11 protein-coding genes are annotated in these 11,810 nt (G+C 39.4%); 3 read left to right on the top strand and 8 right to left on the bottom strand.

Translation table 11 applies throughout. The annotated features are described in order from the left end of the window. Nucleotides 1-22 precede the first annotated feature (22 nt). From FL972_RS18690 to FL972_RS18660, 7 genes are all read right to left on the bottom strand, one after another. A complete protein-coding gene (locus FL972_RS18690; protein WP_144607502.1) occupies nucleotides 23-1,237 on the bottom strand; it encodes a hypothetical protein in 1,215 nt (404 codons plus the stop codon). A gap of 31 nt (nucleotides 1,238-1,268) precedes the next feature. After that, the gene (locus FL972_RS18685; RefSeq protein WP_144607501.1) at nucleotides 1,269-2,021 is read right to left on the bottom strand and encodes a LytR/AlgR family response regulator transcription factor; all 753 of its coding nucleotides are present in this window, start codon (nucleotides 2,019-2,021) and stop codon (nucleotides 1,269-1,271) included. Further along, on the bottom strand, nucleotides 2,018-3,085 hold the full coding sequence (locus tag FL972_RS18680) for a sensor histidine kinase (RefSeq protein ID WP_144607500.1): 1,068 nt from the start codon (nucleotides 3,083-3,085) through the stop codon (nucleotides 2,018-2,020). Before FL972_RS18680 ends, FL972_RS18685 begins: the two co-directional genes overlap by 4 nt. 95 nt (nucleotides 3,086-3,180) lie before the next feature. Beyond that, nucleotides 3,181-3,825, bottom strand: coding sequence for a tetratricopeptide repeat protein (locus tag FL972_RS18675; protein ID WP_144607499.1), 645 nt, complete (start codon nucleotides 3,823-3,825; stop codon nucleotides 3,181-3,183). 11 nt (nucleotides 3,826-3,836) lie between these two features. Next, a complete protein-coding gene (locus tag FL972_RS18670) occupies nucleotides 3,837-5,996 on the bottom strand; it encodes a TonB-dependent receptor (protein ID WP_144607498.1) in 2,160 nt (719 codons plus the stop codon). A gap of 301 nt (nucleotides 5,997-6,297) precedes the next feature. Beyond that, a complete protein-coding gene (locus FL972_RS18665; protein ID WP_144607497.1) occupies nucleotides 6,298-7,416 on the bottom strand; it encodes an amidohydrolase family protein in 1,119 nt (372 codons plus the stop codon). Between the two features lie 78 nt (nucleotides 7,417-7,494). After that, nucleotides 7,495-10,050: a M14 family metallopeptidase gene (locus FL972_RS18660; RefSeq protein WP_144607496.1), complete on the bottom strand. Its 2,556-nt coding sequence runs from the start codon at nucleotides 10,048-10,050 to the stop codon at nucleotides 7,495-7,497. 95 nt (nucleotides 10,051-10,145) lie between these two features. Here FL972_RS18660 and FL972_RS18655 point away from each other — a divergent pair, with 95 nt between their 5' ends. From FL972_RS18655 to FL972_RS18645, 3 genes are read left to right on the top strand one after another with little or no spacing between them, the layout of a single operon-like run. Beyond that, nucleotides 10,146-10,412 carry a PLDc N-terminal domain-containing protein gene (locus FL972_RS18655; RefSeq protein ID WP_144607495.1) on the top strand — a complete coding sequence of 89 codons (267 nt, stop codon included), beginning with the start codon at nucleotides 10,146-10,148 and terminating at the stop codon, nucleotides 10,410-10,412. After that, the gene (locus FL972_RS18650; protein ID WP_250161394.1) at nucleotides 10,405-10,638 is read left to right on the top strand and encodes a PLDc N-terminal domain-containing protein; all 234 of its coding nucleotides are present in this window, start codon (nucleotides 10,405-10,407) and stop codon (nucleotides 10,636-10,638) included. Before FL972_RS18655 ends, FL972_RS18650 begins: the two co-directional genes overlap by 8 nt. Before the next feature lie 2 nt (nucleotides 10,639-10,640). After that, complete coding sequence (locus FL972_RS18645; protein WP_144607494.1) at nucleotides 10,641-10,814, top strand: PLDc N-terminal domain-containing protein; 174 nt, start codon at nucleotides 10,641-10,643, stop codon at nucleotides 10,812-10,814. A 3-nt stretch (nucleotides 10,815-10,817) separates the two neighbouring features. Here FL972_RS18645 and FL972_RS18640 read toward each other — a convergent pair whose 3' ends face one another. Continuing rightward, the gene (locus tag FL972_RS18640) at nucleotides 10,818-11,708 is read right to left on the bottom strand and encodes a TIGR01777 family oxidoreductase (protein ID WP_144607493.1); all 891 of its coding nucleotides are present in this window, start codon (nucleotides 11,706-11,708) and stop codon (nucleotides 10,818-10,820) included. Between the last annotated feature and the right edge of the window lie 102 nt (nucleotides 11,709-11,810).

Genomic DNA, 11,810 nt, shown 5'->3' with positions numbered 1-11,810 from the left:
AGATAGTATGATTGTAGAATAGCTAAGGTTTTAGAAATTTAAAATTTGACCAGTTTTCCAAATATCTGAATTTTAACTGATTGGTCAGGAAATCTGGAAATACCATTACTTTTTCTACGCGTAATTCATGAATTCCAGATTCCAGAGAGTCTAAGTATAAAATTGTTTCAAATGACTTCTGCCCGGAAATAGAGCTTTTCAATGGAAGCCAATTTTTTGGATAATAGGGTTTTTCATCGATGTAGATTTGATATAGGTCAGGCATAGCTTCAATTTTTCTCCAAGAAAGAGAGTCCAGCTTGTTTTGAAATTTTACATTCAATAATTCAATGGATTTTTCATCATCCACATAAAAGGGAATTCCCAGTTTGTAAGAAGAACCCTCCATAATTTGACTTTGTGCATAGGCTCGGGGATATCGCTTCTCCTCGGGATGCACATCTTCGAAATAGAATTCAGAAATGGGCCAATCAATATCAGCTTCGCTCACACTTATTTCATTAAAAAAAAGATTAAATCCTTTCACATCATTGAGAATGATAGGAATAGATAGTAGTATAACTACCAGTCCATACCAAATCGTAAACCACTTTCCAATATTAGATTGATACGTGGCCCCAACGGAGCTGAGAATAGTCTGAGAGTACCATTTTTTAAATTTATTCTTCTTCATACTCGCCATCAAAATCGCAAAAGCCATTAAACTGATAATGAAAAAAGCATAGATAGCCATGAAAGGGAGATTGAGAAAAACCTTGATGGCGATCAGACTACCTAGATAAAGGGTAAAAATCAAGATCATGATGGAAATGGAAACAGGATATGCTAATGTCATGGAGCAGATTTTTTCCATCCTTAAAACCATTTCATCGGGATGCTGATAAGAATAGCCCTGTGCTGTTTTAAAAAGTTTTTCCTGATTTACTCCTTTAGGGAATGCATAACTGAGCCCTAAAAGCCCGGCCCATACAAATCTCAGGGACAATTGTACTATAAAAAATATCTTAAAAACGCTGATGACAGTACTTAGATAAAACAAAACTAGCGTGCTAAGTAAAAACCCGGTTCCAATGTCTTGGACTAAATATGCCGCGAATTCATAAATCTTTGCAGGAAAGATGAATAAAAAAGCCAAAATTAAACCTGTGATGATAATCTCTGGCTCCCAACTATTTCTTTGAAGGTTTTCTAGCCAAGTCAGGTCATCTTGTTTGCGGTTGCTATCTAATTCTGCCATTCCGTATCAATTAATTAAGTAATTATACTAATTATTGATCCAACCATTGTTTAAATTCTCCAACTTTTTCGCGACTGACAATGATATCACTTACTTCGCAGTTTTTGAGTTTTACCTTCAGACGGCTATTGGAATAGCTGTATACTTCTTCGACAGCTGCTATGTGACTGATGTATTTTCGATTGATTCTGAAAAATTGGGACGGATCTAACTGGCTTTCTGTTTGCTCCAGTGTTTGATCGATCACATATCTTTTTCCGCTTTTGGTCTGAAGAAAAATTACCTTCTCTTCGCTGAAAAACAGGTCTACTTCTTCAATAGAAATGCTTTGGATTTTTTCCCCAAACCTTACTAAAAATCTACTCTTGAAGTTTTGTGTTTGCGGCTTTAATAAGTCCTTGATTAAGGCCAGATCTAAGCTCGGTTTAATTTGCTGAGATTTAAACTTATCCACAGCCCTGTTTAAATCCCCCGGGTCTATGGGTTTTAGCAGGTAATCCACTGCATTTACTTGGAATGCTTTGATGGCAAACTGGTCATAAGCAGTGGTGAAAATAATGGGTGTGGATAACTTAACTTTTTCAAAGATTTCAAAGCTGATTCCATCTGCCAATTGGATGTCACAAAATATCAAATCAGGATGTGGATAAGTCTGTAGCCATTCCACCGAAGATTTGATACTATCTAAGTTTCCATGAAAGTTAGCTTCTGGGAAATGTGGTTTCAATAGCTTTAAAAGCCGATTTGCTGCTGGATTTTCATCTTCAATAATTAAGATATTCATGCCTCAATTTTTAAAAGAGGAAGGATTACCAAGAATTCATCTTCATTTTGAATCACCTCTGGTTTACGATTACTCAAGAGTTCATACCGAAGGTTGATATTATTCAAACCAACTCCTGTAGAAGGTTCTTCCTTTGTTTTTTTAGGCTGAAAAGTATTACTTATCCACAATTCATTTTCTTTCTGGACAATGTGGATAAATAAAGGAAGCTCTTTGCTGATGATATTATGCTTTACTGCATTTTCCAAAATAAGTTGCAGTGACAAGGGAGGTATCCAATGACTGTTTTTATCGAATGTTTTGATAGAAAATTGGAGACTTTCTTCAAATCTTATTTTTTGTAAGTCCAGATAATTTCTTGCAAAATCCAGTTCCTTCTTTAAGCTCACCAATTCTTCATTTTGTACTTCCAATACATATCGGTAAATCCTGGAAAGCTTTTGAATAAATTCTGCTGATTTATCTGCGTCTTCATAGACCAAGTTGGAAAGAACGTTCAAGGAGTTAAATAGGAAATGAGGATTGAGTTGATCCTTCAGTCCTTGATATTGGGAAGCCAATTTTTCGGATTTCAATCTTTCTGTTTCAATTGCCGATTTTCTCCATTCTCCAAGCCATGACCAGGTCGTAAAAATGGACATAAAAACCAATGCAATTATCATTGGTGAAGTAGTATAAGAGAGGAGTCCGGCCCATGGAATGTTATCCACAGTGATTTGCTTTGAAATCAGGGCATAAATGACAATCACGATATAGCTCGCCACAAAGGAGTATGCCATGTAAGTGGCAATTGTAAAAATGACGCGTTTGATTGGATATTGAATCCAAGACATCCTTTTGTCAAAGAAAGAATCAACCTGATTCCCGCCGAAACTCAAAACTGAGGAAAATAGAAATGCTGCTATAAAATCCGGAAAAAGTGATTTGATCCCTTCCCAAGTCAGGAAACAAGTGGGGCAAAAAATTACCATGAGAATTGAAGCAATGATCAAATTGACCCCAATAAATTTCGGAAAGCTTTCCCAGATACTGGTTTCTTTTTCACATTGATTAGGGTTGTTCATTCGGCTCATTGGTTCAAGATAGTTAAAAAGGCAGATTTTTGAATTATTCACTTATTAGATTCAAAAATCTACCTTATAAATAGAGTACAATTAAATTAATTACAATTATTCATCATCTGCTGAGCACTTCTTTTTCCCCATTTTGGAAGGATATAATCTTCATTGATAATGCTTTCCTCCTTTTCAAAGAGTTCCAAACTCAATCTGACCATACCACAAGCTTTGTCTGTGCCACTTCCGAAGAATTGAGCCATTCCATATTCCATTTGAGCCATCAAATAAAGTGCTCTTGGATTTTCTCGGTCAAGATTGATTGCTTTTCCAAATAATTGCATGGCTTGTGGACTTAAGTTTTGACCTCTAGAAGCAGGATCCAAACTGATTTTACCCATGATTGCATATCCTTTCAATGCAGTCAATTCAGAGTTGGCTGGCGCCAATTTTTCTACCTGTTCGATATATTTCAAAGCCTGGTCCAGATACTGATCTTTGTTTACTTCAAATCGAAATGCTGCCTCAATATGAATTAATCCAGCATAATATAATGGGAGCCATTCCTCACTTTTAGCTTCTGCAATTCGCAAAAATCCATTTGCTACTTCTTTGGATTGTTCGGCATTTGCTATTTGATCCATGGCAATAATCTGTTTTTTCATAGCTTTTTCAAATGCGGGATCAGATGCCATGCTAAGACTTATCCACAGAAATGAAAGTGCGAAAGTTAAGATGAGCTTTTTCATAATTTATTGGTTTATAAGTTGTTTAATTGATTTGCGTTTTTGTCTTTAGAAAGGGTCAGGAAAATTCCCAAGAATAGAAACCTGGGTGCAACTAGACCACTTGGTATAGATTCAAATACTCCTTGGGAGTTTGCCTGCTGGGCAAACCTATATCCAAATACATTCTCTCTTCCCAGCACATTGTTGACTCCGAAATGAATGATCAAATTGGGTTTGGGTAAATAGCTCCAACTGAAGCTTAAACTTTGAAAGCTTTCAGTTTTAGAACTCATTTCCTCTCCATCATTTGGGTTATGGTAGGGATATCCATCATTCATGGAAAAGCTGATTCCAAGCTGGGATTTGAAGTCCAAAATGAAATGTTTGGCTACAACAGAGAAGTTGTGTTTGGGAGCGAAAGATGGCTGAACCTCTGACTTATACTGGTCAAACTGTCTCTTGCTATCCACAAAGCTGTAGGTGATCCAATAGTCTGTGTTTTTTATACTTTTTCTATCTCTGAAAAAGATATCCACACCCTGAGCATACCCCTTACCTAGGTTGGTCGGGTTTTGGGGCTTTTGTGGATAACCTTCAAAAACTACCAAATTCTCATATCCTTTGTAAAATCCCTCCGCTCTGAAAGTGATACCATCTCTTTGTAGTAAATAATTTAATATCAGGTGATTAGACTCCGTATTATTGAGTGCTTGATTCAAAACCCGTAAGTTTTCCACAGGCATTTGAGAAAAAGAGCCTGCAGCAAAGGAGACTTGGGAAGTTTCTGAGATTTTGTATGCTAAAGAAGCTCTTGGGTCTAACCATTGTTCTTTATTCAAGGAGCTTTTACCTGCTCTAAGGCCTGCCCGAAAAACAAGATTTTTGTTGAGATAGTAATCCCACTCTGTAAAAAGATAAAACTGATGATCTACGTAATCTCTAGAGAAGTTGAGGTCTACCAAGCTTTCATCAAACTGGTGATTGAAGTATTCTAATCCCGTATTCATGGATAATCTATCCGAAAAATCTTTGGTTGCCGTAAATTTTCCGTGTGCCAATTGATTCTTTCTTTCCAATCGAATACTATCAATGTGGATATCATCGAAGTTGGAAGAAAGAGCTGCCCCGGCAAATAGGGTCCATCCATTTTCAAAAGCATTCTTCCAATTGCTCTGGGCAAATGAATATTTATTTTTCAGCCGAATTAGTTGACCTCTCCCTTCCTGGCCTGGTTCTGGTTGCCATATTTCCATTCCTCCGGACTCTTTTCTGGCCAGTATTTTCCAAAGACCTCCTTTGGCTAATTTCTTTTGTGCCGATAATTCAATATCCCACCCATTGGGTGCTCTTTCCCAATCGAAATTTTGCTTTACCAAGGACTGGTAAGGTTTTAAATCAAAATAATTGGCACTGAAAGTCAGGCTTTGCTTTTCTGAGGAAAGCGTATGTGCATAACCCCCTCCTACGGACATGATACTTAGGTCTCCTTGACTTCTGATCGAAAGGTCTTTGGTATTCAAAGCTAAAGCCGAGGACAAGGCCTGCCCGTATTCGGCAGAATAGCCTCCTGTCGAGAAAAATGTGCCTTTAAATAGATTAGGATTGAAGCGGGTTCGTGTCGGGACATTTCCTGCAGTGCTTCCATAGGCATTTCCGACCCGCATGCCATCAATATAAATTCCCACTTCACTTGCATCTCCGCCCCTGACGAATAATCTTCCGTCATTTCCTACTGTGCTTGTTCCCGGAAGTGTCTGGAATGCGCCCACGATGTCACCCATTGCGCTAGGAGTAGTGACTATGTCTATTGGACGAAGTATGACTGATTTTTTTTCATCGGAAGCTTCCATTGCACCGGCAGAAATAGTCACAGCATTCATTTCTGTGATTGCTTCAACTAATATCTGATCTGGGATTTGAATGGCATTTCCTTCGCAATGGATTGCTATCTCAATACTTTTAAAACCCATCAGTTGAAATACTAATACTTGAGGGCCTTCTACCTCAGTTTCAAATTCAAAGCTTCCATCCTCTTTGGAAGTACTTCCGTCGTAAGATCCTTTGATAAGCACATTCACACCTGGCAAGCCTTTCTTTTTTTCATCCAGCACTTTTCCTGAAATCTTGGTTTGAGAAAAAGAAATTGTTGATAAAGACAGAAAAAAGAAGATGAAAATAATGAGCGTTCTCATAGCGAATCATATTTGATCCGAATATGAGCTGCTTTTTACCCTTCAAAAATTAAAGTTGACTGAAGCGTCAAAATCGGCGACTGAAATGTCAGAGATTAAAGATGAAGAAATAATGGTTTGGTGCAGATTCAATAAAAAGAGGCTGTCTCATAAATAGCTCTAGTGTCAGCCTGAGCGCCTGCCTGACGTCAGACAGGGAGTCGAAGGCCATTTCTATGGTTGTGGCCTACATTTCGACTTCGCTCAATGTGACAAATTGCACTTTTGAGACAGCCTCCTCTTAGACTTCAGGCTTAAATTCTTATTCTGGAAATATTGAAGCGTCCATTTTTGGAACGATGCGGAGGGCATTTTTATAATAAACTTTTTTCAACACTTCATCCGGCAGACCCAAACCGTACATCCTCCAAAAGGCATGGTATTTTTTGTAGTAAGGAAAATATTCATCCTCGGTTTCCAAAATTCTAAAGTAAGTGTGGAACTCTTCTGGATTGTAGGCGTCTTTACCAAAAATTAATCTATCCTGATATTTAATGAAAAACTCCCTGGCTCTTTTAGGCTGCCTTCCAAACTCTTGGATAACTGCGCCGATTCCAAAATTCACATTGGGATATTTCTCCAGATGAGCGCTGGCCTTATCCAAGTCATTGGCCATCCAACCCATATGTGCATTGACAAAAGTTGTATTGGGATGCTTCTCGAAAATGTGATGCTGTTCTGCTATGATTTGTTCAAAAGGAGCAGGGTCAGTATCAGATCTTTTTCTATTTGGATGGGTTTTCAACTCCAACCACCTTTCGTTATTGGCATCCATGGGTTCCCAAAACTGAGCTGGATCTGCAGCATGAATCAAAACAGGGATTCCCAATTCACCGGCTTTTGCCCAAACCGGATCCAAATCCGGATGGTCTATAGGAACTCTGTTTCCATTGATATCTTTTACACTTAGGCCTAAGCTTTTGTAGATTTTTAAACCCACAGCTCCTGCAGCTACATCCTCCTCTAATTCTTTGACAGCGATTCTACTCCAATTTTCATCCCCAAAACCGGCGAAATTCAAATTGGTAAAAACAAGAAATCGTCCTGGTGCATGGGTGTTGAATTCTCGAATCATGTTTTTGATGTATTCCTGCTGGGAATTGCTGTCTCCTCTGCCAAATCCCCGGCCGCTCAAATTGACCATTACACCCATATTGAGCTCATTCATTTCGGAAACCAACTTATTCACCTTGGCTTGGTCAATTCCTCCCTGGTGGCTGTGAATATCCACAAAAGGGAATTTGGCCCTGGTAACAGGGTTTTCAGGGACTTTCAGTGTAGAAGGAGGATTATATTCTTCAAAGCTCATTTCCTGAGCAGTTACATTGAAAATCAACCCGCTGAAGAATAGGGCAATTAGGCTTAGGCTAAGTTTGTTCATGTGCTATTAAACTCAATTAATGGTTTTGGGATGTGCCGTTCATAAAAAATCCCGAGCTAATAACTCGGGATCTTCTTTTTACCTAGCTGTTCCTCCTTCTATGACTTGACCGAAGAAGATGGCATTCATGTATAGTTTATTTGTTCCAAACCAGAATGCTCTGAAATTCATATTATCTGCAAAGGCTACAATTCTTCCTCTGCCTACTGCCCCAACCTGAATCACCGACCCGTTCTTCAATCCGGGAAGATTACTAGGATGCAAATAGCCGGAAGCCAATGGGTTTTCAGTATAGACTAGGGGATTTGCATAAGGATTATCAGAAGGTTCCAAAAATAGGTTGTCATTTCTGAAGGTATGAATAGATCCAGATTGGTAGCCATAACCGATAGGATGAGTGGTATCCAATTTTGCATTGAAAATTGCCCCGCCGGTTACTTTTGCACCAGTGGCATTTTCATAGTTAGCATAGGATTTTTGAAGTCCTTTTTCTTGGTTATCCACAGTTCTGAATTTGAACTCTTTGATCTCATTTTGCGATAGCCATCTCACTGCCCCACCTTTTGCTACCAAAGTATTGCCTCGGCCTATCCAATTTTTGATGGTTTCCGCACCTGATTTTCCAAGGCTGTTATAATTTCCGTCAGGCATTAAAATCACATTATAGCGATCAATCACGGTAGCGCTTACTCTATCCATAGGAAGCAAAGTAACAGGCATTTCATATCGCTGATCCAAGAGATGCCAGATTTCTCCAGCTTCATAGCTATCTACTCCTCCATCTACCAAAAGTGCGATTTCAGGCTTATCCAAAGGAGAAATAAAAGTAGAACCCATATTGATTCCGGCAGTATAGCCTGTGCTGATCGCATGGATATCTACGGTGGATTTAGATGCGATTTCCTTTAGTTTTTGATAAAAAGCATCTTTGTCCAACCCAGATTCTCCTTGATCTATCAAAAGGGTTCCTCTTCCAAAGCTTTTTCCTTCCGGTGTGGTAAACTCAGCATTAGCTACCCTTACTAAGAAGCCTGCCTTCAACAATTGGTAGGCAGCTTTAGGTGCATAGTAATCAGACCACTCTAAAGCATATTGGTAGGCGCCCACACCACCAAATACCTGCCCGGGTTTTAGCTGAAAATTATTCTTATTGATCTCTTCCACACTGGCCAAATTTAGAATTCGGCTGTTGAGTACCATGTAGTCCAAATTGAAAGCCATGGGATAAGTCCAGGCGGAGATGTCATAGAAAAGTGAATCAGCAAAGCTGGTTCTGGTTTCAAACATCGCCTTGATCAGACGATATTGGGGCTGATCTGCTGGAACGATATAGGAATTTTCCTTTTTAAATTCTCTTCCATTGACGGTGATGTCTTCTTTCAGATTAAAGACTTTGATATCATGCTGCAAAATCAAATCCGCCAAATGATATCCTCTGGCATCATCCTCTTTGCTTCCAAAAATGTAAGCTTTATTGACATCGGCGTCAGTTTCGGTTTTAATGCCTACATAAAAGTCTCTCATCCATTGGTTCAATTCCTGTCTCATTTCCTTAGCCGCCTGATAGGAGGAAAGATTGGCTGTAAATTGATTTCTGATTGTAAATGGAAAACTCAGCAAACCATTGGCAGATTCCTGCAAATGGCCCCGAGAACTTGCTTGCTCAAACAAAATTCCAATCGATCCCTGAATATCCGGATAAGTAGAACCTTTCCCGTAGTAAAAGTCATCGTAGTTCTCCTGATTATAATAGAGAGAACCGATTTTATCCAAAGCTTTGGCATGATATTGCCCAATCTTCTCAGTGAGTTTGAAGTTTTTTTCCGGCGTCAGCGGGTGCATTCTTGCCGGTACACCCGGCTGGAAAAAGAAAGTACTGTTGGTTCCCATTTCATGGAAATCCAAGTGGATATTGGGCAGCCAGCTTTGGAATACCCGAACTCTATTTCTGGATTCAGGGTGTTGAACAGGTAGCCAATCCCTATTGAGATCAAACCAATAGTGATTGGTTCTACCTCTTGGCCAGGCCTCATTGTATTCTCTTCCATTTGGATCACCATTTAAGTTATAAGCTTTGTGGGAGTTGACCCAAGAAGCAAAACGGTTGAGTCCATCAGGGTTGATAGCTGGATCCAAGAGCAATACAATATTTTCCAGCTCAGCTTCAATTTCATTAGCTGCCGCAAAATGATAGGCAGCCAAAAGAGAAGCATTGGCGCCGCTGGGTTCATTTCCATGAACAGAATACCCCATAAACATCACCACAGGCATGGAAGCGATATTGACAGAGGCATTCGGATTTCTAAGCTTAGCCCGGTCTGCTTTGATTTGGTCAATCTTGGCCAGGTTAGCTGGAGAAGAAATGGTCAAAAGCGTTTGAGGCCTTTTCTCATAAGTTCTGCCAGTCTCTTCAAATTTTACTCGGTCTGAAGCAGCAGCAACGGCTTTCATGTACATGACCAACTGGTCGTGGCTTACATGCCATTCTCCAACTTCATAGCCTAAAACCTCCTTAGGAGTTGGGATGGCTGGATTATAAGTATATCCGGAAGGGAGATAATAGCTCAAGTCCACTTGAGCTTGACTAAAACCGGTGATGAAGCATAAAACCAGTAGGAGTGCACTTCTCGTCATATCTATTGAATAGTTAAATTTTCGACTAAATTCTTACTTTATTTTCCCAAAAAAAGCTATTTTGGAACAGTGGTAAAAATAATTGAAGAATCGAAATGAATTTACTTGAACCCGGCTTTCCTTTTTGGATAGTGCCTCTTACAATGGGTATTTATTTGGGGTTTTGGATTTATGCTCTCATAAATTTGCTCAGAGCAGACTTCAAAGACTCTCATCAAAAATTAGTGTGGATGCTGCTTTTGATTTTTGTTCCTGTTATTGGGACTTTTTTGTATTTATCGATGGCAAGGACTATGAAAAAACGTAGGCGGTTTGATCCAGATTTTAGCAATCAAAAGAATGATTTTAGCAAATATGAGTGAACTAGTATTTGTGAATAACATGGGAGGAGGGATAATCCTGTTTTTGATCTTATTTGGAATAGCTTACTCCATCCTTTGGATTTATTGCGTGGTGGATATCATCCGCTCGGATTTTAAAGATCCTAATATGAAGCTCATCTGGATCATCATTATTTTATTTGGACAAGTAATTGGGCCTCTTGTCTACCTCATTATGGGAAAAGGCACTAAAACCTCAACTTTCTGAAAATGTTTGGAATTGGAATAATAGGATTGGCTATCTATGCCTACACCATTTACGATGTGGTGATCAGCAACTTTGCGAACGATACAGATAAATTAATCTGGATTTTAATAGTGATTTTGGTGCCGCTTTTGGGAACTGTGCTTTGGTTTTTAGTTGGGAGAGGAAAAAGAATCTAGGTATCAGTGCTTGAAAATATCCTTCAAGGCTTCTGACAATTCAAAGTAGTCAAACTGAAAGCCGGCTTTTTGGATTTTCTGGCAGGAAACCCTATTTCCTCCCAATACCATGGCTGCCATTTCTCCTAATACTAATTTTAATACAAAACCAGGAACTCCAATCCCCAAATAAGTTTTGCCTTTCGCATCGGCTGCTTCCTTGGTCAATTGTTGATTTGTACTAGGATTAGGGCCTACAGCATTATATACGCCTTGTAGGGTGGTTTTTTCTAAAGCAAAGACAAACATTTTTGCCAAATCATCAATGTGGATCCAACTCATCCACTGATCTCCTGAACCTAAAGGTGCAGCAACCGGCGGTTTGAGCATTTCTGCCAATGCGCCTCCATCTGCGTCCAAAACAATTCCAATTCGGAGCATGACTGTTCTGAGATGTAGGGATTCAATTTTCTTCACTTCATTCTCCCAGGCTATTACAACCTGAGCCAGAAAATCAGTTCCAGCAGTTGAGTTCTCATCCACTAATTTGGTTCCGGTATTGAAACCGTAGTAGCCAACTGCTGAGGCAGAAATGAAAGTCGTGGGTTTGGCCTCGGACTTTTCTATTGCTTGATGAAGAAGGGCTGTACTTTTTGTTCGGGATTGAAGAATTTCCTGCTTTCTTTCCGCAGTCCATCGTTGATCAGCTACACCTGCCCCTGCTAGGTGGATGACAGCATCTGCCCATTCCATCGCTTCAGGGTCAATGGTTTGGGAATTGATATCCCAAACAAAGGATTTTCGCTTTTTGGAAGACCTACTCAGCCAAGCCACTGCATAGTCTTTTTCCTCCAATAGCTGGGTAATTTTTTGGCCAATCAGGCCAGAGCCGCCGGTGATTAATATGTTCTTCATTTTGTGTGCTAATAACCCTGAAAACTCAAATAAGTTCTCGGGAAGTGATTTTCCTAGTTTATCTCCTACTTAAAAGTCAATTTCTATTCCTATTTTGCCATT

Origin of the sequence: Algoriphagus algorifonticola, assembly GCF_007655305.1 — a bacterium.
Lineage (GTDB): Bacteria > Bacteroidota > Bacteroidia > Cytophagales > Cyclobacteriaceae > Algoriphagus > Algoriphagus algorifonticola.
The sequence above is the reverse complement of the archived record's forward strand: the minus strand, read 5'-3'. Positions and strand labels throughout refer to the sequence as shown.